Source organism: Sphingosinithalassobacter sp. CS137, assembly GCF_014334115.1.
Lineage (GTDB): Bacteria > Pseudomonadota > Alphaproteobacteria > Sphingomonadales > Sphingomonadaceae > Sphingomonas.
This window is the reverse complement of record NZ_CP060494.1, coordinates 471,299-494,025: the sequence shown is the minus strand read 5'-3', so window position 1 is coordinate 494,025 and position 22,727 is coordinate 471,299. Positions and strand designations below refer to the sequence as shown.

At 66.8% G+C, this 22,727-nt stretch carries 23 protein-coding genes; 10 read left to right on the top strand and 13 right to left on the bottom strand.

The features are described from left to right. Positions 1 to 84: 84 nt before the first annotated feature. The 5 genes from H7V21_RS02340 to H7V21_RS02320 form a co-directional block, all read right to left on the bottom strand. Entirely contained in the window at positions 85 to 750 is a 666-nt protein-coding gene (locus H7V21_RS02340) for a DUF6975 family protein (RefSeq protein WP_188055034.1), read from the bottom strand. 319 nt (positions 751 to 1,069) lie between these two features. Beyond that, entirely contained in the window at positions 1,070 to 3,103 is a 2,034-nt protein-coding gene (gene rpoD, locus H7V21_RS02335; protein WP_188055033.1) for an RNA polymerase sigma factor RpoD, read from the bottom strand. Between the two features lie 39 nt (positions 3,104 to 3,142). Next, positions 3,143 to 5,023, bottom strand: coding sequence for a DNA primase (dnaG, locus tag H7V21_RS02330; protein WP_188055032.1), 1,881 nt, complete (start codon positions 5,021 to 5,023; stop codon positions 3,143 to 3,145). Then, complete coding sequence (locus tag H7V21_RS02325) at positions 5,020 to 5,523, bottom strand: endonuclease domain-containing protein (RefSeq protein WP_188055031.1); 504 nt, start codon at positions 5,521 to 5,523, stop codon at positions 5,020 to 5,022. The genes dnaG and H7V21_RS02325 overlap by 4 nt, the downstream gene beginning before the upstream one ends. Positions 5,524 to 5,589: 66 nt before the next feature. Then, positions 5,590 to 6,042: a GatB/YqeY domain-containing protein gene (locus H7V21_RS02320; protein ID WP_188055030.1), complete on the bottom strand. Its 453-nt coding sequence runs from the start codon at positions 6,040 to 6,042 to the stop codon at positions 5,590 to 5,592. Positions 6,043 to 6,180: 138 nt separating this feature from the next. Here H7V21_RS02320 and carA point away from each other — a divergent pair, with 138 nt between their 5' ends. The 5 genes from carA to H7V21_RS02295 all read left to right on the top strand — a co-directional run bounded on the left by carA (position 6,181) and on the right by H7V21_RS02295 (position 12,290). Next, on the top strand, positions 6,181 to 7,365 hold the full coding sequence (gene carA / locus H7V21_RS02315) for a glutamine-hydrolyzing carbamoyl-phosphate synthase small subunit (protein ID WP_188055029.1): 1,185 nt from the start codon (positions 6,181 to 6,183) through the stop codon (positions 7,363 to 7,365). After that, a complete protein-coding gene (locus tag H7V21_RS02310; RefSeq protein ID WP_188055028.1) occupies positions 7,362 to 7,769 on the top strand; it encodes a hypothetical protein in 408 nt (135 codons plus the stop codon). Before carA ends, H7V21_RS02310 begins: the two co-directional genes overlap by 4 nt. Beyond that, positions 7,769 to 11,101: a carbamoyl-phosphate synthase large subunit gene (gene carB / locus H7V21_RS02305; RefSeq protein WP_188055027.1), complete on the top strand. Its 3,333-nt coding sequence runs from the start codon at positions 7,769 to 7,771 to the stop codon at positions 11,099 to 11,101. Before H7V21_RS02310 ends, carB begins: the two co-directional genes overlap by 1 nt. A 78-nt stretch (positions 11,102 to 11,179) precedes the next feature. Further along, positions 11,180 to 11,656 carry a transcription elongation factor GreA gene (gene greA / locus H7V21_RS02300; RefSeq protein ID WP_188055026.1) on the top strand — a complete coding sequence of 159 codons (477 nt, stop codon included), beginning with the start codon at positions 11,180 to 11,182 and terminating at the stop codon, positions 11,654 to 11,656. Positions 11,657 to 11,660: 4 nt separating this feature from the next. Further along, the gene (locus H7V21_RS02295) at positions 11,661 to 12,290 is read left to right on the top strand and encodes a rhomboid family intramembrane serine protease (protein ID WP_188055025.1); all 630 of its coding nucleotides are present in this window, start codon (positions 11,661 to 11,663) and stop codon (positions 12,288 to 12,290) included. A 46-nt stretch (positions 12,291 to 12,336) separates the two neighbouring features. Here the strand turns inward: H7V21_RS02295 and H7V21_RS02290 are convergent, their stop codons facing one another. From H7V21_RS02290 to H7V21_RS02270, 5 genes are all read right to left on the bottom strand, one after another. Further along, positions 12,337 to 12,570, bottom strand: coding sequence for a DUF4170 domain-containing protein (locus tag H7V21_RS02290; RefSeq protein WP_188055024.1), 234 nt, complete (start codon positions 12,568 to 12,570; stop codon positions 12,337 to 12,339). Between the two features lie 82 nt (positions 12,571 to 12,652). Continuing rightward, a complete protein-coding gene (locus H7V21_RS02285) occupies positions 12,653 to 13,087 on the bottom strand; it encodes a hypothetical protein (protein WP_188055023.1) in 435 nt (144 codons plus the stop codon). Beyond that, a complete protein-coding gene (locus H7V21_RS02280) occupies positions 13,084 to 13,479 on the bottom strand; it encodes a hypothetical protein (RefSeq protein ID WP_188055022.1) in 396 nt (131 codons plus the stop codon). The genes H7V21_RS02285 and H7V21_RS02280 overlap by 4 nt, the downstream gene beginning before the upstream one ends. After that, on the bottom strand, positions 13,476 to 13,829 hold the full coding sequence (locus tag H7V21_RS02275; protein ID WP_188055021.1) for a phage holin family protein: 354 nt from the start codon (positions 13,827 to 13,829) through the stop codon (positions 13,476 to 13,478). The genes H7V21_RS02280 and H7V21_RS02275 overlap by 4 nt, the downstream gene beginning before the upstream one ends. Positions 13,830 to 13,842: 13 nt before the next feature. Next, positions 13,843 to 14,328, bottom strand: a complete 486-nt coding sequence (locus tag H7V21_RS02270) for a hypothetical protein (RefSeq protein WP_188055020.1) — start codon at positions 14,326 to 14,328, stop codon at positions 13,843 to 13,845. Positions 14,329 to 14,549: 221 nt separating this feature from the next. Between H7V21_RS02270 and eno the strand changes: the two genes are divergently transcribed. The 5 genes from eno to H7V21_RS02245 all read left to right on the top strand — a co-directional run bounded on the left by eno (position 14,550) and on the right by H7V21_RS02245 (position 19,340). Beyond that, complete coding sequence (eno, locus tag H7V21_RS02265) at positions 14,550 to 15,824, top strand: phosphopyruvate hydratase (RefSeq protein WP_188055019.1); 1,275 nt, start codon at positions 14,550 to 14,552, stop codon at positions 15,822 to 15,824. Between the two features lie 53 nt (positions 15,825 to 15,877). Continuing rightward, positions 15,878 to 16,192, top strand: a complete 315-nt coding sequence (locus H7V21_RS02260) for an FtsB family cell division protein (protein ID WP_188055018.1) — start codon at positions 15,878 to 15,880, stop codon at positions 16,190 to 16,192. A 37-nt stretch (positions 16,193 to 16,229) separates the two neighbouring features. Further along, positions 16,230 to 16,796, top strand: coding sequence for a hypothetical protein (locus H7V21_RS02255; RefSeq protein ID WP_188055017.1), 567 nt, complete (start codon positions 16,230 to 16,232; stop codon positions 16,794 to 16,796). Positions 16,797 to 16,900: 104 nt separating this feature from the next. Further along, positions 16,901 to 17,950: a pyruvate dehydrogenase (acetyl-transferring) E1 component subunit alpha gene (gene pdhA, locus H7V21_RS02250; protein ID WP_188055016.1), complete on the top strand. Its 1,050-nt coding sequence runs from the start codon at positions 16,901 to 16,903 to the stop codon at positions 17,948 to 17,950. A gap of 1 nt (position 17,951) precedes the next feature. Next, positions 17,952 to 19,340: a pyruvate dehydrogenase complex E1 component subunit beta gene (locus H7V21_RS02245; protein WP_188055015.1), complete on the top strand. Its 1,389-nt coding sequence runs from the start codon at positions 17,952 to 17,954 to the stop codon at positions 19,338 to 19,340. Positions 19,341 to 19,378: 38 nt separating this feature from the next. Here H7V21_RS02245 and H7V21_RS02240 read toward each other — a convergent pair whose 3' ends face one another. From H7V21_RS02240 to H7V21_RS15805, 3 genes are read right to left on the bottom strand one after another with little or no spacing between them, the layout of a single operon-like run. After that, positions 19,379 to 20,050, bottom strand: a complete 672-nt coding sequence (locus H7V21_RS02240; protein WP_262503971.1) for a TadE/TadG family type IV pilus assembly protein — start codon at positions 20,048 to 20,050, stop codon at positions 19,379 to 19,381. Next, positions 20,047 to 20,676: a TadE/TadG family type IV pilus assembly protein gene (locus H7V21_RS02235; RefSeq protein ID WP_262503970.1), complete on the bottom strand. Its 630-nt coding sequence runs from the start codon at positions 20,674 to 20,676 to the stop codon at positions 20,047 to 20,049. The genes H7V21_RS02240 and H7V21_RS02235 overlap by 4 nt, the downstream gene beginning before the upstream one ends. After that, entirely contained in the window at positions 20,673 to 22,712 is a 2,040-nt protein-coding gene (locus tag H7V21_RS15805) for a TadE/TadG family type IV pilus assembly protein (protein ID WP_262503968.1), read from the bottom strand. The genes H7V21_RS02235 and H7V21_RS15805 overlap by 4 nt, the downstream gene beginning before the upstream one ends. Positions 22,713 to 22,727 lie beyond the last annotated feature (15 nt).

Below are 22,727 nucleotides of genomic sequence, written 5' to 3'. Positions count from 1 at the left end.
GCGGTTCCTCTCGGATGTTCGAACCGCAGGTACGGGCGCGCGCCGCCGCGCGCAACCCGGGAGAGATGGCGGCGATGGCCGCCGCTAGGCGCGGCCGCGGGCTTCCATCCGCGCTTCAAGCAACTCCCAAAGCCCGCGATGCTGGGCGAACAGCTGCTCCGCGCCGAACAGGATGGCGCGCTCGATGATCGTTTCGCCGCTCAGTTCGGCGACGACGCTCGCGGTCTCCTCAATCGGCGGCAGGCGGGTCTCTGGCATCTCGAGACCGAGCCGTTCGGCCGCGGAATTGAGCACTGCACGGATCGCGGTCCAATCGAGCACAAGGGCAAGCGCCGTTCCGGTGGCGCAGCCGGCACGATCGGATTGCGACAGCATCTCGACGGCATGACGCTGGTGCAGCGCGGCGTTGTCGCTCTCCGCCTGTCCGGGCGTGCTCGGCAGGGGGCCGGCGGCCGCGACGAGCTGGACGAGCAGGGCGCGCTCGGCGGCGAAGGCCTCCGCGGCCGCTTCCAGCCAGGCGCGCTCCACCGAGTCGCGAGCGTGCGGGAGCGCATGATCGATCACGCCGGGATGCCGGCCGTGCAGCAGGCAAAGATAATGGGCCGCGTCGGCAAGGTCGCGCAGCGGTTCCATGTTCTGCCGCAGCCGCCCGACATAAGGATGGCCGGCGCTGCCGTCGGATGCGGCGAGGGCATCGAGTGCTCCCCAAATGCCTCCCTGACGCGCGATCTGGACCGAATCGAACGGCATACGCCCCCTTACTCAAAGAGTGCCGCCGCCGAATTGTCGGGGCGCTCTCCACATGAAGCACAGGGATATACCGAAGCACGTAAATAGCTGGTTTACGGGTCGTTTACCACCCGCGAACCCGGTGTCCCAGCGCGGGACGCGGGCGCGCTCCGTCCTGTCGGGCGGTGTGCGTCGAGCATCGAGCGAGGCTTCGCTCCCCCGGGGAGGAAACGGGCGGCGCTGCACGTGCGCCGCAGAAATGGGCGCAGCAAAAAGGGCGGGAGTATCCCGCCCTTTGCTTGTCCGCCGGGCCCCTCCCGCAAGGGGAGGGAAAGGTATCTCACTGGTCCAGAAAGCTGCGCATCTTCCGGCTGCGGCTCGGGTGCTTGAGCTTGCGCAGCGCCTTCGCCTCGATCTGGCGGATGCGCTCGCGCGTGACCGAGAATTGCTGGCCGACCTCCTCGAGCGTGTGGTCGGTGTTCATGCCGATGCCGAAGCGCATGCGCAGCACGCGCTCCTCGCGCGGGGTGAGGCTGGCCAGGACGCGGGTGACCGTTTCCTTGAGGTTCGCCTGGATCGCGGCATCGACCGGAATGATCGCGTTCTTGTCCTCGATGAAGTCGCCCAGATGGCTGTCTTCCTCGTCGCCGATCGGCGTTTCGAGGGAGATCGGCTCCTTGGCGATCTTCATCACCTTGCGCACCTTTTCGAGCGGCATCGAAAGGCGCTCGGCCATTTCCTCCGGCGTGGGCTCGCGGCCCTGCTCGTGGAGGAACTGGCGGCTGGTACGCACCAGCTTGTTGATCGTCTCGATCATGTGCACCGGGATACGGATCGTGCGCGCCTGATCGGCGATCGAGCGGGTGATCGCCTGGCGAATCCACCAGGTGGCATAGGTGCTGAACTTGTACCCGCGGCGGTACTCGAACTTGTCGACCGCCTTCATCAGGCCGATGTTGCCTTCCTGAATGAGATCCAGGAACTGCAGCCCGCGGTTGGTGTATTTCTTCGCGATCGAGATCACGAGGCGCAGGTTCGCCTCGACCATCTCCTTCTTGGCGATCCGCGCCTCGCGCTCGCCCTTTTGCACCATGTTCACGATGCGGCGGAATTCGTCGAGGCTCATGCCGGTGGCCTGGGCGATCTCGGCGACCTCGGTGCGGATGCGATCGACGGCGGCACCTTCGTTCTCGGCGAAGGCCTTCCACTTCTTGTCGATTCCCGCGACCGAGCCGAGCCAGCTCTCGTCGAGCTCGCTGCCCATGTAGGAATCGAGAAAATCCTTGCGCTTCACCTTGTGGCGCTCGGCAAGGCGCAGCATCTGGCCGCCCAGCGCTGTAAGGCGCCGGTTGAAGCTGTAGAGCTGGTCGACGAGATATTCGATCTTGGCCTGGTGGAACTGCACGCTCTCCACCTCGGCGGTGAGATCCTCGCGCAGCTTCTGATATTTGCGTTCGTCGGCCGGAGTCAGTTCGCCGCCCGCCGCCATAGCGTCGATACGTGCCTGCTGGACCTTGGAGAATTTCTTGTAGAGCGCCGTGATGTTCGCGAACCGCTCGAGCGCCTGCGGCTTGAGCTGTTCTTCCATCTGGGCGAGGCTGAGGGTGTTGTCTTCCTCCTCCTCGTCGGAGGGCCGGCGCGCGCGGCGCTCGGTCATCGAATCCTCGTCGTCGTCCGCGGATTCCTCCTCGACGTCCTCTTCCTCCTTGAAGGAGGGGCCGGCGGTCTTTTCAGAAATCTCGTTGTCGTCCGAATCCTCGTCGTCGGACAGGCTTTCGGGTGCGGGATCCTTGGAGAGCATCGCATCGAGATCGAGGATCTCGCGCAGCTGCATCGATCCTTCGTTCAGCGCCTCGGACCAGCCGATGATCGCGTTGAACGTGATCGGCGATTCGCACAGGCCGAGGATCATCGTATCGCGGCCGGCCTCGATCCGCTTGGCGATGGCGATCTCGCCCTCGCGGCTGAGCAGCTCGACGGCGCCCATCTCGCGCAGATACATGCGGACGGGATCGTCGGTGCGATCGACCGTCTCCTTCTTCTTCGCCGCCTCGAACGCGGGCGCGGCGTCTTCCTGGCCGTCGCCGCCGTCGACTTCGTCGGGCGTGTCGTCCTCGGGCTGTTCATCCTCGCCGGCGTCTTCATTCTCGACGACGTTGATGCCCATGTCGTTGAGCGTCGACATCACGTCCTCGATCTGCTCGGAGGACATCTGGTCCTGCGGGAGCATCTCGTTGAGCTGGTCCACCGTGATGTAGCCGCGCTTCTTGGCGCGCGCGATCAGCTTCTTGATCGAACCTTCGTTCAGGTCGATCAGCGGCGCGTCGCTTGCCTCGTTCGTGTCGGCGACGTCCGCCATGTTCGCCTTCGCCATCAATAACCCTCGAAATTCGCTATCGCCGCGCCTCGGCCCTCAGCCGTCGGCACTGCCGCCATTATACTCGTCTTTGTCCGCCTGCAGCAGATTTGCAAGCCGCGCGTCCAGCTCGTGGCGCTGGGCCCGCAGCATCTGCTGCCGAGCATAGGTCTCTTCGTCCAAACGCTCGTTCATCGCCGCCGTTGCCTCGGCAAGCGCCGCTTCCACCGCAGGCCGTGCCACCATCACGGCGATCGCCTCGTCGAGATCGGCGCGCGCCCGCGCCTCGTCCGCCACATTGGCGCGGGTGAACGAGAAGGGGAGCGTGTCGGCTCGCAGCAGGTCGGCCGCCATCTGGTCGAAACCGGACTTCGCCAATATGGTGCGTAGCCGGTCGCTATCAAGCTGCCGGTCCTCGAGCGCCACATCGACGACGGCTTCGAACAGCCGTCCGAGCGCGCCGCCGGCCAGGCGCAGCGATCCGAGCACTTCCATATGCCGGGCGATCTCGGCGGGATGGCGGATCAGCCCGGCAAGGATCGCCTTGGCGAGCACCGGATCGATCCCCCCGGCATGAACGCCCCGCGCAACGGCCGACAGCGGCCGCTCGGGAGGCTGCCATTTCCCGTGCCGGTCGCGAAAGCCGCGCGCCTGGCGCTGCTGACCCTGGCCGCGCGGCGCCGCGGCGAACAAAGCATCGAATCGCCGGCGAAACTCGGCGACATATTCCGAGCGCACCGTCGGCTCCTGGATCGTCTGCGCCAGCTCGGTGAGCCGCCGGCGCAGCCCCGCGCGCGCCTCGGGCGTGTCGATCGGCTCGGCGGCGAGCTCGTGCGCCCACAGCCGCTGGACGAGCGGCTCGGGCGCCGCGAGCAGCGCCTCGAAGGCGGCGGAGCCCTGCGCGCGCACCAGATCGTCGGGATCCTGCCCCTCAGGCAAGGTCACGAATGCCAGGCTGCGGCCCGGCTGGAGTCCGGGCAGCGCGCGATGCGCGGCGCGCACCGCGGCTTTCTGCCCCGCGGCATCGCCGTCGAAGCACAGCAGCGGCACCTCGACCATCCGCCACAGCCGCTCGAGCTGATGCTCGGTCATCGCGGTGCCGAGCGGCGCCACGGCCTCGCCGAAGCCGGCCTGGGCGAGCGCGATCACGTCCATATAGCCCTCGACCGCGATCACCCGGCCCGCCTTGCGCGCGGCGGACTGGGCGCGATCGAGATTGTAGAGCGTGCGTCCCTTGTCGAAGAGCGGCGTCTCGGGCGAGTTCAGATATTTGGGCTCGCCCTCGCTCAGGATGCGCCCGCCGAAGGCGATGCACCGCCCGCGCGCGTCGCGGATCGGGATCATCAGCCGCCCCCGAAACCGGTCATAGGGCTCCTTGCCGTCGACCTGGATCAGCAGCCCCGCCTCGACCAGCAGCGCATCGCCATAGTCGGCGAGCGCCGCGCGCAGCTTGCCGCGGGCATCGGGCGCGAAGCCCAGGCCAAAGGCGCGCGCGGTCTCGGCCGAAATGCCGCGCCGTTCGAGCGCGGCGCGCGCCTCGGCACCCTCGATCCCGTGCAGCCGCTCGGAAAACCAGGCGGCGGCGTCCTCCATCGCCTCGCGCAGCCCCTTGGCGCGGCGCTCGCGCTCGGCCGAGCGCGCGTCCTGCTCGGGCATGTCGAGCCCCGCGGCGGCGGCGAGTTCCTTCACCGCGTCGATGAAGGGCAGGCCGCGCTGGTCGGTCATCCAGCGGATCGCGTCGCCATGCGCGCCGCAGCCGAAGCAGTGATAGAAGCCCTTCTCGTCGTTGACGTAGAAACTCGGCGTCTTCTCGTTGTGGAACGGGCAGCAGGCGGTCCACTCGCGCCCGGCGCGGCGCAGCTTCACCGACTTCCCCACGAGCGTGGAAAGCTGGGTGCGCGCGCGCAGCTCGTCGAGGAAGGCGGGGGAGAGGGTCATGGCAGCGAGTCGTGTGGGGAGGGGGCGATCGGGGGCCCTGGCGGTGCGCCTGGGGAAGGGCCCTCCCCCGACCCCTCCCGCGAGCGGGAGGGGAGATTTTGCGGAACGATGTTCCCCTCCCGCTTGCGGGAGGGGCTAGGGGAGGGCCTGTTTCCCTCACGGAGCGCACGTTCGATTTCGCCCACGACTCCCTCCGTCCGCTCCAGCACGTCGTTGTTCCAGAAGCGGATCACGCGGTAGCCTCTTGCCTCAATGTAGCGGGTGCGCGCCGCGTCGGCGGCCGCTTGCCAGCCGTGCTGGCCGCCATCGACCTCGATCACCAGCTTTGCAGAGCGCGAGACGAAATCACAGATGAACGGGCCGATCGGGAATTGGCGGTTGAAGCGCGTGCCGGCGCATTGGCGCGCACGCAGCCGGTTCCAGAGCGCGCGTTCCGCCAGCGTGGCATTGGTGCGCAATTCGCGGGAGCGGGCCGTGGGTCGTTTATAGCCTTTGTCCAACAGGCCCTCCCCCGACCCCTCCCGCAAGCGGGAGGGGAGACTAGCTTCGCGCCAGCGAGAATGCACTCAGCTCAGCGCCGCCTTCACCAGCCCGCTTGCTTTGCTCATGTCGAGCGACGCGCCGTGGCGCGCCTTCAGCTCGGCCATCACGCGGCCCATGTCCTTCATGCCCTGGGCGTCGAGATCGGCCTTGATCCGCTCGATCGCGGCCTTTGTCTCTTCCTCGCTCATCTGCGCGGGAAGGAAGCGCTCGATCACCGCGACTTCGCGTTCCTCGGCGGCGGCAAGTTCCTCGCGGCCGCCCTGGCGGTACATCTCGATCGACTCGCGGCGCTGCTTCACCATCTTCTGCAGCACTTCGACCACCAGCGCGTCGTCGTCGGCGACGGGGCCTTGCGTGCGCGCCTCGATGTCGCGATTCTTGATGGCGGCCTGGATCAGGCTGATGGCGGCGCGGCTTTCCTTGTCGCCGGCCTTCATGGCGGCGATCTGCGCGGCTTTGATGTCGTCGCGAATCATGGTCTCTCTCGATGAACGGTAAGCGAGCGACGATAGTCGGTGCCGGCGCGCGGGGGAAGCAGTTGACGGGCGCGGCGCGCGGGTCTAGCGCCCGCATCTTAGCGACATCGCCAGACCCCATAGGAGTGCCCGCCCAAAATGGCCGACGCCAATCCCTCGCACGCGCCCGCCGGAGCCACGGGCGTATTGGTATTGGCAAGCGGCGACGTGATCTGGGGGAGAGGCTTCGGCGCGCAGGGCCAGGCGGTCGGCGAAGTCTGCTTCAACACCGCGATGACCGGCTATCAGGAAGTGCTGACCGACCCGAGCTATGCCGGGCAGATCATCACCTTCACTTTCCCGCACATCGGCAATGTCGGCACCAATGCCGAGGATATCGAGGCGAACGATCCCCACGCGCTGGGCATCATCGTGCGCGAGGACGTGACCGAGCCGAGCAACTTCCGCTCGGCCGAGCGGCTCGACGACTGGATGAAGCGCCATGCGCGCATCGGGCTTTCGGGGATCGACACGCGCGCGCTCACGCGCCGCATCCGCGAGGGCGGGGCGCCCAACGCCGTGATCGCGCATGCGCCGGACGGCACTTTCGACATTCCGATGCTGCTCCAGATGGCGCGCGAGTGGCCGGGGCTGGAGGGGATGGACCTCGCCAGGACCGTGTCGTGCGAGACGCATTACGGCTGGCAGGGCGGCATGTGGCGGCTGGGTGCGGGGTATGACGACAGCGCTTCTCCCCTCCCGCTTGCGGGAGGGGGGAGTGAGCGCCCCCATGTCGTCGCGATCGACTATGGCTCGAAGCGCAACATCTTCCGCAACCTGGTCGCCGCCGGCGCGCGCGTCACCGTGCTGCCCGCCACCGCGAGCTTCGACGAAGTGATGGCGCTCGAACCCGACGGCTTCTTCCTGTCGAACGGCCCCGGCGATCCCGCCGCGACCGGCGAATATGCCGTGCCGGTGATCCGCAAGATGCTCGAAACCGGCAAGCCGCTGTTCGGCATCTGCCTCGGCCATCAGCTGCTCGGGCTGGCGGTGGGCGCGCAGACGACCAAGATGTTCCAGGGCCATCGCGGCGCCAACCATCCGGTCAAGCGGCTGGAGGACGGCGCGGTGGAGATCACCAGCATGAACCACGGCTTCGCGGTCGAGCGCGACAGCCTGCCCGCGAACGCGCGCGAAACGCATGTGTCGCTCTTCGACGGATCGAATGCGGGGATCGAACTGACCGACAAGCCGGCGTTCAGCGTGCAGTACCACCCCGAGGCGAGCCCGGGGCCGCAGGACAGCTTCTATCTGTTCGAGCGGTTCGTGGGGATGATGTGGTGAATCCGCTGCAGAAGCGGGCGGTCAATAAGGCCTCGTCTCAGCTTTTGCGGTTCGCTGGAAAGCACGCTCTCTTCTACGGCACTCGCGACATTCCGATATCGCACCTGCAATGTGAAGCGTCCCGAGGTCTTTACGTAGAGCAAGTGCTTTCACTTTGGGAGAAATGGGGCTGGGGGCGCGCTGAGCAGCATGATGACGGCTTCGAACTGCAGCGCAAATTTATCTTTTCTGATCGCGGTATCCGAGCGGTGCGATATCGGCGCTCCGTCGACTATTTCGCTCTTATCAGTAACCGAGGGAGCAAGAAACTAGTTGTGATCGTAACGCTTTTGGCAAGTCTAATTGCTGCAATGGCCGCTTCGTTATCCGCTTATTTCGCCTATTTAGGACTTCCGCAGAACTAATGCCCAAACGCACCGACATCTCCTCCATCCTCGTCATTGGCGCCGGTCCCATCGTGATCGGCCAGGCGTGCGAGTTCGATTATTCGGGCACGCAGGCGATCAAGGCGCTCAAGGAAGAGGGCTATCGCATCGTCCTGGTCAATTCGAACCCGGCGACGATCATGACCGATCCCGAGCTGGCCGACGCGACCTATGTCGAGCCGATCACGCCCGCGGTGGTCGCCAAGATCATCGAGAAGGAGCGGCCCGACGCGGTGCTCCCCACGATGGGCGGGCAGACCGCGCTCAACACCGCGCTGGCGCTGTTCCGCGACGGCACGCTCGACAGGTTCGGCGTGACGATGATCGGCGCCGACGCCGATGCGATCGACAAGGCCGAGGACCGCCGCCGCTTCCGCGAGGCGATGGACAAGATCGGCCTCGAAAGCGCGCGCTCGGCGGTGGCGCACAGCGTCGAGGAGGCGCTCGAGGCGCTCGAGCATACCGGGCTGCCCGCGATCATCCGCCCCAGCTTCACCCTGGGCGGCACGGGCGGAGGCGTGGCCTATAACAAGGAAGAGTTCGTCCGCATCGTCGCGGGCGGGCTCGACGCGTCGCCGACCACCGAAGTGCTGATCGAGGAATCGCTGCTCGGTTGGAAGGAATATGAGATGGAGGTCGTGCGCGATCGCAACGACAATGCCATCATCGTCTGCTCGATCGAGAATCTCGACCCGATGGGCGTCCACACCGGCGATTCGATCACCGTCGCGCCCGCGCTGACGCTGACCGACAAGGAATATCAGGTGATGCGCAATGCCAGCATCGCCTGCCTGCGCGAGATCGGCGTCGAGACCGGCGGATCGAACGTACAGTTCGCAGTCAATCCCAAGGACGGCCGGCTGATCGTCATCGAGATGAACCCGCGCGTCAGCCGCTCCTCGGCACTGGCGTCGAAGGCGACGGGCTTCCCGATCGCCAAGGTCGCTGCGAAGCTGGCGGTGGGATACACGCTCGACGAGATCGAGAACGACATTACCGGCGCCACGCCCGCGAGCTTCGAGCCGACGATCGATTATGTGGTGACGAAGATCCCACGCTTCGCCTTTGAGAAGTTCAAGGGCGCCGAAGTGTCGCTCGGCACCGCGATGAAATCCGTGGGCGAAGTGATGGCGATCGGCCGCTCGATCCACGAATCGCTGCAAAAGGCGCTGCGCGGACTGGAGACGGGTCTGTCGGGCTTCGATGAGGTCGAGCGGCTGGTGGGTGCGCCGCGCCCCCAGATCGAGGCGGCGCTTGCCGCCACCAGTCCCGAGAGGCTGCTGGTGGCGGCGCAGGCGCTGCGCGAGGGCTTCACCGTCGCGGAAGTCAACGCGATCACCCATTACGATCCCTGGTTCCTCGAGCGGATCGCCGAGATCGTCGCCGCCGAGCGCGAAGTGCTGGCGAACGGCCTGCCGCGCGATGCGGCCGGGATGCGTCGCCTCAAGGCGATGGGCTTTTCGGACAAGAGGCTCGCCTTCCTCGCGCTCCGCTCGGTCCATCTGCGCGACGGGCTGGAAAGCGCCGCGCGCGGCTCGGGCGTGGTCCACGAAGCGATCAAGGCGATGACCGGCGGCGTGACCGAGGACGAGGTGCGCGCGCTGCGCCACCGCCTCGGCGTGCGTCCCGTGTTCAAGCGGATCGACACCTGCGCTGCCGAGTTCGAGGCGAAGACGCCCTATATGTACTCGACCTACGAAGCACCCAGCTTCGGCGAGCCAGAGAATGAGGCGGCGCCGAGCGACCGCCGCAAGATCGCGATCCTGGGCGGGGGGCCGAACCGGATCGGGCAGGGGATCGAATTCGATTACTGCTGCTGCCACGCCTGTTTCGCGCTGGAGGACGCCGGCTTCGAGACGATCATGGTCAACTGCAACCCGGAGACGGTGAGCACCGACTATGACACGTCGGACCGGCTCTATTTCGAGCCGCTGACCGCCGAGGACGTGCTCGAGATCCTCGAGGTCGAACGCTCGGCCGGCGAGCTCGTCGGCGTGATCGTCCAGTTCGGCGGACAGACGCCGCTCAACCTCGCCCGCGCGCTGGAAAAGGCGGGAATCCCGATCCTGGGCACCGCGCCCGACGCGATCGACCTGGCCGAGGACCGCGAGCGCTTCGCCGCTCTGGTGACGCGGCTGGGGCTGACCCAGCCCGACAACGGCATCGCGCGCAGCCGCGAGGAGGCAGTCGCGGTGGCCGAGCGGATCGGCTACCCGGTGCTGATGCGGCCGAGCTACGTGCTCGGCGGGCGCGCGATGGAGATCGTCGACGGCACGCAGCAGCTCCACGACTATATCGAGACGGCGGTGCAGGTCTCGCCTGGCTCACCGGTGCTGATCGACCAATATCTGCGCGACGCGATCGAAGTCGATGTCGATGCGATCGCCGACGGCACCGATGTCGTGGTCGCCGGCGTGCTCCAGCACATCGAGGAAGCCGGGGTCCATTCGGGCGACAGCGCCTGCTCGATCCCGCCCTACAGCCTGCCGCCCGAGATCATCGCCGAGATCGAGCGGCAGACCGAGGCGCTGGCGCGCGCGCTTTCGGTGCGCGGGCTGATGAACATCCAGTTCGCGGTAAAGGACGGTCAGGTCTATCTGATCGAAGTGAACCCACGCGCGAGCCGCACCGTGCCGTTCGTCGCCAAGGCGATCGGCATGCCCATCGCCAAGCTCGCCGCGCGGGTGATGGCGGGGGAGAAGCTCGCCGACCTGCCCGCGATCGACCGGAACATCGACTATATCGCAGTGAAGGAAGCAGTGTTCCCCTGGGGCCGTTTCCCGGGCGTCGATCCGGTACTGAGCCCCGAAATGAAATCGACCGGCGAAGTGATGGGAATCGATCGCGATTTCGCCACCGCCTTCGCCAAGTCGCAACTCGGCGCGGGCGTGACGCTGCCACAGTCGGGCACGTTGTTCGTCAGCGTGAAGGACAGCGACAAGCCGGTGATCCTGCCGGGCGTGCGGCTGCTCGCCGAACACGGCTTCACCATCGCCGCGACCGGCGGCACCGCCGACTATCTGGCGGAGCAGGGCGTGGCGGTGGAGCGAGTCAACAAGGTGGCGCAGGGCCGGCCGCACATCGTCGACGCGATCCAGGACGGGCGGATCGCGCTGATCTTCAACACCACCGAGGGCTGGCAGTCGCTGAAGGATTCGGCGTCGATCCGCGCTTCGGCTCTGGCGAAGAAAGTGCCCTATTTCACAACCGCTCCGGCGAGCGTCGCGGCGGCGCAGGCGATCGCCGCGCTGGCGCGGCACTCCCTTGAAGTATCTCCGTTGCAGGCCTATTATTCGCGTTCGCACAATTGATCCCCCGCAACTGGCTATGCTGTGCGGACGGCTCCGGGTGGGGCCGGCTGGGGAGGGGGCGTCGGAAGGACGAAGCGTATGGCGACGGTCGAGAAGCTGCCGATGCTGGCGGAGGGCTATAGCAAGCTCACCGAGGAGCTGAAGCGCCTTAAAGCGGAACGTCCGATCATCGTTGACGCGATCGAGGAAGCGCGCGCGCACGGCGATCTTTCCGAAAATGCCGAATATCACGCGGCGAAGGAGCGTCAGGGCCAGATCGAAGCCTCGATCAACGACATCGAGGACCGGCTGAGCCGCGCGCAGGTGATCGATCCCAAGGATCTGTCGGGCGACAAGGTGGTGTTCGGCGCAACCGTCACGCTGCTCGACGAGGACGACAAGCCGGTGAAGTACCAGATCGTCGGCCAGACCGAGGCGGACGCCAAGACCGGGCGGATCAGCTACAGCTCGCCGCTGGGCCGCGCGCTGATCGGCCGCAAGGTCGATGACGAAGTGGAAGTCACCGTTCCGTCGGGCGACCGCTATTATCTGGTTTCGAAAATCGAATTCATCTGACGCGATGCCGGTACGGACGGCGACTGCGGCATTGGTGCTCGCCACATCGGCGGTGAGCCTGATCATCGTCCTGTCCGGCGCGCTGGTCGATGCCAGTGTGATCGCCGGCTTCATTCCTGCGCGCGCCAGCGGCGTGCCGGGGTTCGAGGGCTATGGCCTGCTGCCGGTGTGGCTCACGCCGCTCAGCTGCACCTTCGTGCATGCCGGCGTGCTGCACCTGGGCATGAACATGCTGATGCTGGGCTTCACCGGGCGTGAGACCGAGCGGGCCGTGGGCGTCGCGGGGCTGCTGCTGCTCTACGTCGCGGGCGCCTACAGCGCCGCGGCGGCGCAATGGCTGCTCGATCCGGATGCGCTGATCCCGATGGTGGGGGCGAGCGGCGCCGCCTCGGCGGTGATCGGCGCCTATTCGCTGCTGTTCAGCCAGCCCCGCGTGCGTGCGATCGGGCCGATTCCGGAGCGCGTCGTCCATGTGCTCTGGCTCGCCGTCGCCTGGACGGTCGTCAATCTGCTGATGTGGTGGGCGCTTCTCGGCGGCGGGCTGCAGATCGCGGCGGCGGCGCATATCGGCGGGTTCATCGGCGGGCTTGTGCTCGCGCGACCGCTGTTGCTGCTGCGCTGGCGCAGGGCCTGACCGGGCCGAACGCCGCAGCGCCGGCCCAGTCGAGGTACCGAGCGGTTCAGTCTTCCGGATCGTCCAGCGGAACGTCCGGCTCGAGCAGGCGGTGGAGATGCACGACGACATATTTCATCTCGGCATCGTCCACGGTCCGCTGCGCGGCGGCGCGCCACGCCTTTTCCGCGCTTGCATAGTCGGGGAATACGCCGACGACGTCGATCGTCGCCAGATCGTTGAAGTCGAGGGTGCGCGGATCGGCCACGCGGCCGCCGAACACGAGGTGCAGCTTGCTCAAATTTTCCTCCCGGGGAGCGGACGGCCCATGCCTGTAGCGCCTGCGCCGCCACGCTCAACCCCGGAGGAACCCGAAGCGGGGATCACTGCGACTGGCTGACCCGCTCGCGGGCGGCACCGAGAGCGCTCTCGAGCACGTTGCTCGCGCGCGACTTCGCCTGTTCCCCGCTCGGGAGCAGCTGGTCGAGCTCCTGCTTGCCTGCGTCGCGCGCCGCCACTGCGGCTGCGGTGGCACCCTCGGCGAGGCGCTTGCCCAGCGGATCGAGCAGTTCGCGCTCGCGCGGATGGCGGGGCAGCAGCACGCCGACGAGCACCCCGAGCGCGATGCCGCCGGCAAGCAGCGCCAGCGGATTGTCGCCTACGGTCTCGGCGGTCTGCCGGGCGCGGTCGCGCGTGGTTTCGGCGGTGCGCCGTGCGCGGTCCCGCGTTGCCTCATAGGCGTGGCTCGCCGATTCGCGCGCCGAGTCGAGACGACTCGAGCGGCCACCGGAGTTTTCGGCTGTGGTTGCGTCGGTCATAATTGGATTCCTTCTTTCGCGTGCGGTCTAACTCGGTGCGGAGCAGTCGGTTGCACGGCGGGAAGCGGTGCCGGCCGCGTCTCGACGGTTTCCATCGGCACAGCCGCCTTGCGGGCCCGGCGCTCGGCCAGTTTCCGGCCGATCCACCCGCGCGCCAGGAACATGCCGACCGCGCCGACCACGGAGGCGGTGACGATCGGCTTGGCTCGGGCGGCATCGACTCCCTTGCGTGCTGCGGATGCGGCGCCGTCCGCGGCGCTCTCCACTGCGTCGTGCGCGATCGTTCCCGGCTTGAGCCGATACTTCGCGTCGGCGATGCTCTGATTCAGGCGGATGCGGGCAAGGTGCGTCCGTTCCGCTGCCGCTTTCACGTCTCTCTCGGTCGCGGTCATCGCTTGCTCCCCGGCTGCGCCCGAAAGGCGTGGCGGAACCGGTCGATCGCCATTCGTGCCAGCAGCGCGATCACCGCGGCGGTCAGCAGGACCACCGCCAGCGTCGCCAGCCCCGGGCCGATCAGCGTCGCCAGCGTGAGGATCAGTCCCACGAGCAGCGCGCAGACCAAGCCCAGGCCGAGCACAGCCGCCGCAACGCCGGCGATCAGGCCGGTGACTGCGTCGTTCTTCCGCGCCGCGGCAAGCGTCTTGTAATAATCGACTTCAGCGCGGCCATATTCCTTCGCGTCGGCGATCAGCCGCGTGAGGACCTGGCCGATGCTCGGGTCTTCGGGATCGTGCAACGCCATGCTCGCGATCCGATCAGCCGTTGGCGGTCGTGTCGGTGACGTCCGACGACGCTTCGACGCCGGACTTGATCAGCCGGGCGAATGCGAAGCCGAGGACGGCCGCGGTGCCGATTGCGATCGCCGGGCTCTTGCGCACGAATGCGCTCGCATCCTGGAGCAGGTCGTCGACTTCGCGGCTGCGCAGCGTATCGGCGAAGCTCTGAACGCTGCTCGCGGCCGAGCGGGCATATTTGCCATATTGCGGGCCCAGCCGTTCGTCCACGTCGCCCGCCGCGTCGCCCATCATGCGCGACAGCTCGTCGAGCGCGCCCGTCGCGCGTTCCTTGCCCTGGCCGGCATAGCCGCGGGCACGTTCCGCCGCCTGGCTGCCCAGCTTCGAGGCTTCCTCGCGGATCTTGTCTCTGGTTCCGCTGCCGCTTGCGCTGGACGATCCGCCTTCGTTGCCGCCGGCGGCGTCGCTCGCAGTGCCGGTTGTCTTCATCGGGGCTTCGGTCGTCATCGTCGCGCCGGTTCCGGGAGTTGCGTTCGGCGCACCGCCGGAGGTTGCGCCGGGAGTCGTGTTGTCCACCATCGCTTGAGGCCCTTTCTTGCGTTTCCAATGACAACAACAGCGCGGGCGCCTTGTTCCACGCCGCCGAGATTGCCCGACGAGCGCGAAGCCGATACAGGCTCGGCCGCGCCATCTCCGGCCTGTTCGCCATCCCTTAAGGAGACCGTTACGTGACCGCAATAATCGACCTCCACGCGCGCCAGATCCTCGACAGCCGCGGCAATCCCACGGTCGAGGTGGATGTCCTGCTGGAGGACGGCAGCTTCGGCCGCGCGGCGGTTCCCTCGGGAGCCTCCACCGGCGCACACGAAGCGGTCGAGAAGCGCGATGGCGACAAGAGCCGCTGGATGGGCAAGGGCGTCGAGGCGGCGGTCGAGGCAGTCAATCAGGACATCGCCGAGGCGGTGCTCGGGATGGACGCCGAGGATCAGGCCGATCTCGACACGGCGATGATCGAGTTGGACGGCACCGCGAACAAGGGGCGGCTCGGCGCCAATGCCATTCTCGGCGTCAGCCTCGCCGTGGCCAAGGCGGCGGCGGAGGCGCGCGGACTGCCGCTCTATCGCTATGTCGGCGGCGTCGGCGCGCATCTGTTGCCGGTGCCGATGATGAACATCGTGAACGGCGGCGAACATGCCGACAATCCGATCGACATCCAGGAATTCATGGTGATGCCCGTCGGCGCCGAGAATATCGTCGAGGCGGTCCGCTGCGGCTCGGAAATCTTCCACACGCTCAAGAAGAAGCTCGCTGAGAAGGGCCTCGCCACTTCGGTCGGCGACGAGGGCGGCTTCGCGCCGGCGCTTGCCTCGACCACCGATGCGCTCGACTTCATCATGGCTTCGATCGAAGCGGCCGGCTACACGCCCGGCGACGATGTGATGCTTGCGCTCGATTGCGCCGCCACCGAATATTTCAAGGACGGCCGCTATGTGATGGAAGGCGAGGGCCGGACGATGACTCCCGCCGAGAACGCCGAGTTCCTTGCCGATCTCGTCGCCCGCTACCCGATCCTCTCGATCGAGGACGGGATGAGCGAGGATGATTTCGAAGGCTGGAAGCTGCTGACCGACAAGCTCGGCAGCAAGGTGCAGCTCGTCGGCGACGACCTGTTCGTCACCAATCCGGCCCGTCTCGCCGACGGGATCGGCCGCGGGCTCGCCAATTCGTTGCTGGTGAAGGTCAACCAGATCGGCACGCTCACCGAAACTCTCGAGGCGGTGAACCTCGCGCAGCGCTCGCGCTACACGGCAGTGATGTCGCATCGCTCGGGCGAGACCGAGGACGCCACGATCGCCGACCTCGCCGTCGCCACCAACTGCGGTCAGATCAAGACCGGCAGCCTCGCGCGCTCGGATCGGCTCGCCAAGTACAACCAGCTGATCCGGATCGAGGAGGAACTGGGCGACGCGGCCCGCTATGCCGGGCGGCAGGTGCTGAAATAGGCTTCCGGACAACTACGGCTTGAAGCTGCAGGGAAATTAAGCGACTATTAGGCATGTCGCGCCGGTCGCCCCTGCAGTCGATCCTCCGTCGCGCCGGGCTTCCCGCCGCGGCGCTGATCGCGATGGCCTTCTTCGGCTATTATGCGGTGCTCGGCCCCAATGGCGCGCTTGCGCACCATGAGGTGCAGGAGGAGCTCGCCGAGCGGACCGAGCAGTACCAGGCGCTCGACAAGCAGCGGGCGCAGTTGCGCAATCGAGTCGAGCTGCTCGATTCGGAGCGGGGCGCCGACCCCGATCTGGTCGAGGAACTGGCGCGCAAGCAGCTCAACGTCGCGCGTCCCGACGAGATCATCATCCCGCTCGACTGACGGCGCAGGCACGAAACCGCACGACAGGGGAGAGCGGATGCGGAAGATCGGAACGGCTTTCATCGCGCTGGCGCCGCTGTTGCTCGGTTCCGCCGCATGTCCGGCCCGCGAGCAGGCCGCCGCCGTCGAGGAACAGCCCGCCACGCCGGGCCCGGCCGCCGCATCGGCCCTGTGCAAGCCGGTGGAGCAGGTGATCTTCGAATGCGGGCTCGGCGAGCGGACGGTCGCGATCTGCGCCGGCGGCTCGGGTGAGACCCGCTATGTCCAATATCGCTACGGCACCGCCGACGCGCTCGAGCTGCAGCACCCGGCGCAGCCGTTCGGATCGGGCACGCTCGCCTGGTCCAGCACGCCCTATTCGGGCGGCGGCGAGGCACAGATCAGCTTCGACAACGGCGCCTACACCTATGTCGTCTACAGCAGGACGGTGCGCACCGGTTTCGGGGAGGGCGGGAACGCGCCCGAATTCTCGGCGGGGCTGTTCGTCCAGCGCGACGGAGGGACGATCTCGCGCAAGAGCTGCACCGATCCCGCGGCCGCCGAGGTCGACCTCGCCGCGGCGCAGGAGCTGCTGCCGCCCGGCGAGTTCCGCTACGACGACTGAGGCGCGGAACACCGCTCCGCCGCGCGGGGACGTTGCGCAGCGGGGCGGAACGCGCCTATAGGCTCGGGCTTTCTTCCTCCCCAAGGAACGAGGATTTCCCGATCGTGGCCAAAGCACCGGCACCCCGCCGCAAGAGCGAACCCGCACCGTCCAATCGCGAGCGGCCGAACGAGCCGGAACGGTACAAGGCCTCGAAGGACGAGCTGCTCGAATTCTATCGCCAGATGCTGCTCATCCGCCGGTTCGAGGAAAAGGCGGGCCAGCTCTACGGCCTCGGCCTGATCGGCGGTTTCTGCCATCTCTACATCGGCCAGGAAGCGGTTGCCGTCGGCCTGCAGTCCGCGCTCGACGGCGACAAGGACAGCGTGATCACCGGCTATCGCGATCATGGTCACATGCTCGCTTATGGCATCGATCCCAAGGAGATCATGGCCGAGCTGACCGGCCGCGCCGCCGGTATCTCGAAGGGCAAGGGCGGGTCGATGCACATGTTCTCGACCGAGAAGAAGTTCTACGGCGGCCACGGTATCGTCGGCGCGCAGGTCGCGCTCGGCACGGGCCTCGCCTTTGCGCACAAGTACAATCAGGACGGCGGCGTCACGCTCGCCTATTTCGGCGACGGCGCGGCGAACCAGGGGCAGGTGTACGAGGCCTTCAACATGGCCGAGCTGTGGAAGCTGCCGATCGTCTTCGTGATCGAGAACAACCAATATGCGATGGGCACCAGCGTGAATCGCTCATCGGCCGAGGATCAGCTCTACAAGCGGGGCGAGAGCTTCCGCATTCCCGGCATCCAGGTCGACGGGATGGACGTGCTCGCCGCGCGCGGCGCCGCCGAGACCGCGCTCGAATGGGTCCGCTCGGGCAAGGGGCCGGTGATCCTCGAGATGAAGACCTATCGCTATCGCGGCCATTCGATGTCGGACCCGGCCAAATATCGCAGCCGCGAGGAAGTCCAGTCGATGCGCGACAAGTCCGACCCGATCGAGCACGCCAAGCGCGAGCTGGCCGCGCTGGGCGTCGAGGAAGGCGCGTTGAAGGAGATCGAGAAGGAGATCCGCAAGATCGTCAACGAATCCGCCGATTTCGCGGAATCGACGCCCGAGCCCGACGCGGCCGAGCTCTATACCGACGTTCTGGTGGAGTCCTACTGAGATGGCGATCGAACTGAAGATGCCGGCGCTGTCGCCCACGATGGAAGAGGGCACGCTGGCGAAGTGGCTGGTCAAGGAAGGCGACAGCGTTTCGTCGGGAGACATCCTCGCCGAGATCGAGACCGACAAGGCGACGATGGAGTTCGAGGCAGTCGATGAAGGCACGATTGCGAAGATCCTGATCGCCGAGGGCACCGACAATGTGAAGGTCGGCACCGTCATCGCGATGCTGGCCGAGGAAGGCGAGAGCGCCGATGCGGTCGAGGCTCCCGCCGAGAAGCCGGCGCAGGAGCAGAAGGCCGCCGAATCCGAAGCGCCCAAGGCCGAGCCGAAGGCGAGCGGCACGAGCCAGCTCGCCGACAGCAAGCCGCAGCTCGCCGATCCCGAGGTGCCCGAGGGCACCGAGATGGTGAAGCTCACCGTGCGCGAGGCGCTGCGCGACGCGATGGCCGAGGAAATGCGGGCCGACGAGCGCGTGTTCGTGATGGGCGAGGAAGTCGCCGAATATCAGGGCGCGTACAAGGTGACGCAGGGGCTGCTCGACGAATTCGGCGCCAAGCGCGTGATCGACACGCCGATCACCGAATATGGCTTCGCCGGCGTCGGCACCGGCGCGGCGATGGGCGGTCTGCGCCCGATCGTCGAGTTCATGACGTTCAACTTCGCGATGCAGGCGATCGACCATATCGTGAACTCGGCGGCCAAGACCAATTACATGTCGGGCGGCCAGATGCGCTGCCCGGTGGTATTCCGCGGGCCGAACGGCGCGGCGAGCAGGGTTGGCGCGCAGCACAGTCAGAATTACGGGCCCTGGTATGCCAGCGTCCCCGGGCTGATCGTGATCGCCCCCTATGACGCGGCCGATGCCAAGGGACTGCTCAAGGCGGCGATCCGGTCGCCCGATCCGGTCGTGTTCCTCGAAAACGAGCTGATGTACGGGCGCAGCTTCGAGGTTCCCAAGCTCGATGATTGGGTGCTGCCGATCGGCAAGGCGCGGGTCGTGCGGCCTGGCAAGGACGTCAGCATCGTCAGCTATTCGATCGGCGTCGGCGTGGCGCTCGAAGCCGCCGAGCAGCTGGCGGGCGAAGGGATCGAGGCCGAAGTGATCGACCTGCGCACGCTGCGCCCGCTCGACAAGGCAGCGGTGCTCGAGAGCCTGAAGAAGACCAACCGCATGGTGGTGGTCGAGGAAGGCTGGCCGACCTGTTCGATCGCGTCCGAAATCTCGGCGATCTGCATGGAGGAGGGCTTCGACTGGCTCGACGCGCCGGTGACGCGCGTGACCAACGAGGACGTGCCGCTGCCCTATGCCGCCAATCTGGAAAAGCTGGCGCTGGTCGATGCCGAGCGCGTGGTCGCCGCGGTGAAGAAAGTCACCTACCGCACCTGAATGCCGGGCCCTCGGCGCCGTTCGAGCGGCGGCGAGGGTCAGCAGGTCGAAGGCGTCACACCGGAAACGGGATAGACTCCGTTGGTGCCGCCGGTCGTGTCGCGGCGATCGCGCACCATCATCGATGCAATCTCGGTCATTGCCGCGTCGGGCGCCAGCGATCCGCCGACCAGCGGCTGATATTCGTAATAGACCTCGACGAACATCGTCACGCCATTGTCAGGCGCGATCGCCTGGCGACCGCTGGGGCCCATGCCCGCCATGTTGGTGCCGTTCGACTTTCCGGCCTCGCCGTAGCTCGATTTGTGCCCGACCTTCGCGCCGCCGCAGCGCTGCCAGCGGATGCGATATCGCCCGCTGGTATTGGGATTTGACATCGGCTCGAGGCTCGAGAGGATGACACGCCCGTGCTGCAGCAGGTCGAGCTCGCCTGACTGTAGGTCCGCTCCGGTCAGCAGGTCGTTGATGTCGGCCTCGGTGATCTGCTTGGCCGAAAGCTGGCTTCCCGATCCGATCCGCGCGGCATTGTCCGCCAGATGCAGCGCGATCTGGCTCATTCGCATCTTGGTCGTAATATAGTTGGTGAGCTCCGCGCCGGTCAGGCTCAGCACCAGCAGGATCGGCAGCGTATAGGCGAATTCGAGCAGCGCGAGGCCGCTGGTATCGCTGCGCAGCCGCGCCAGCAGCGCGAGGATGCGGGGCGGCGTCACGTGCAGTTCCGCACCTGGGGCGGCTCATAGCTGCCCTGGTCGCCATAGGGCTGGTTGCGGAGCACCGTGGATGCGGTCAGCCGGGTCGTGTCCGAACCGCCGACGAAGCGGTAGATCGGGAAGAAGCGCGGATAGCGGACCTTCACCGTGTAGAGCGTTGCGTCCTTGGCTCCGCCCTGGCCTTCGTTGCCGCCGTCGGCGTCCCACACGCTGTTGTTGTTCTCGTCATCATAGGGCTCGCCATTGTCACAGCGGCCGTTGGTGTTGCTGTCGGTCCAGCGCTCGGCGCGTGCCGCCGCGGCGTCGGAGAAGGTGCGGTAGTAGCGGCGGGAGAAGTCGATGGTCGCATTGTTCGCCAGCGCGCGGACCTGCTTGCGCACCTTCTCGTCGAGCAGTGCCTGCTGCGTCGCTTCGGTGCCGCTCTCCAGCGTGGCGTCGCGCGCGGCCTTCTGCAGGATTCCCTGCAGCACCGAGCGCATGTAGAGCGTGTGGCCGATGTCGAACGCGCCGAGAAGGACCAGGCAGAGGACAGGCGCCACGATCGCGAATTCGACGACCGTGGCGCCCGCCTTGTCGCGCGCGAGTGCGCGCGGAGCGACGCGGCGGAGGGAGAATCGCCGCGTCACCGGGTAAGCCTGAGCTGGGAAATCTCGTCCGCGATCGAGCGGAACGTCTGCTGAAGCGTCGCCGAATCGCGCGCCACGAAATAGCGGTTGGCGCTCGCGCAATTCTCCAGCCGCTGCTCGGTCGTCTCGTTCGAGCCCGATCCGAACGAGATCACCCATAGCGTGATGTTCATGTTCTTCACCGCGGTGCACATCGCTGCGAAGCGCGCGTTGACCTGATTGGTCAGGTCGCCGCTGCTCGGCACCGCGCTCGCGCTCGTCTGGCGGCGGTCGAACCACGGCAGGCCATAGGCGGCATAGTTGGCGGCGCTGGTCACCGTATCGCCGTCGGTCATGAAGATCAGATGGCGCTCGATATCGCCGCCCTTGGGCGTCTTGGCGTTCGACGCGGCGAACAGCCCCGTCGGCGAAATCAGTCGCGCCCCCCAGATCAGCCCGATGTCGTGATAGGTATTCCCGTTCGGCGTCAGCCCGTCGACATAGTCCTCGAACGCGCTCGCAGTGGGCCAGGTCTGCAGCAGCCGGCTTTCGCTCGGGCACGAGTAGCTGGAATTGTTGACGTAATTCTGCTCGCTGAACACCTCCGCCGAGTTCCAGCCGTTGGTGCTGCCGTTCGAGCTCCACGTCGCCTGCCGCGTGAAGATCGCACCGGGCAGCGCCGGGCCCCACAGCGTTGCCGGATCATTCTCGGCGGGCACCAGATCGATGTTCAGGTCATAGGCGCCGGACGGGATCGGGCTGTAGTTGGTCGCACGCACGGTGGCGCGTTCCTCGATGCAGCCGTCCCAGGGGATGCTGCGCATCGCTCCGTCGGCGCCGATCGGCAGTTCCACGGTGCCGGTGTCGTTCCACTGATGGACGTCGGCGGGATCCTTGAGGCCGCTGATGTCGTGCGTCACCTGGGCGTAGCGCCACCGCTGGAAGGTCTTCTCCGTCGTCGTAACCGGCTGCGCGCTGTAGGTGATCGTCACCTTCGATCCGGTGGTGCGCGTGCTCTTCTGGAGCATGCAGCGAATGTCGCCCCAGCCTTGCTTCACGGTGCGGTACTGAGTCTGCAACGTTCCGTTGACCGTGGTCTCGGTCCAGGTCTTCACGCCCGTCTGCGGATCGATCACCGGGTCGGAGGTCGTGGTCGTCCCGTTCATCACCTGCGTGCCGGGATTGGGTGTGGGGATCGCCGGGCATCCGCCCCACCAGTCGATGTAGGTGCTGGTATCCTCGAACGGGCTCCATGCGGAGGTGTTGTTCGATACGTCGCGATCGGTCTCGATCGGGTTGGGATAGGTCGTCGTCGTCTCGGTATGCCACACCGGCTCGCGCGACTGGTACTTCCATTCGTTCGCGAACCAGTCCGGCGACAGCAGCCGCCCGACGTTCACATTGGTGTTGTACGGCACGAAGCCGAAACGGATCTGAACCTGATCGCCCGTGCCGCCGGCCGGCTGTCCGTGGGTACACATCGCGTCGGTGTCGAGCCGCGCGACGATCTCGTAGAAGCACTTCACGGCGGTGCGGAGGCTTTCGATCTTGGTGTCGCTGTCCGACGACACGGCCCTGCTGGCCATCGATCCGGTGACGTCGAGCACGAACATCACATCGGTGTTCGGGAGCCGCATCTCGGCGTCGCAGGTCACGGTCAGCGTTTCGCTCGTGCGGCCGAAAATCCGCATCAGCGTCATCGGCACCGTCGCCGAGGCCGTGCCGATCACCTTGCCCGCCTGTTCGCTGAAGCTGCGGGTGAGGTTGGAGGCGCCATAGGGTGTGGCCGAGATGTTCGCGTCGAAGAATTTCTCGGCGACGCCACGCGCCCAGTAATTATTGTAGCTCCAGACGCCGGCACCCATCGATTTGCGTCCGGCGAGCGCTCCGGCGTCGCAGGCGTGTTGCAGGCGCGTCTTGACGATGTACATGCGGCTGATGTCGACGCCGCCGCCCACCATGCCCGCCAGCGGGATCATCGCCATCGCCATGATCGCGATGGTGTTGGCGCGGGTATCGCGGACGAGCGCAGTGAGCCACGCCCGCGCGTCAGCCATTGTCCGCTCGTGCCG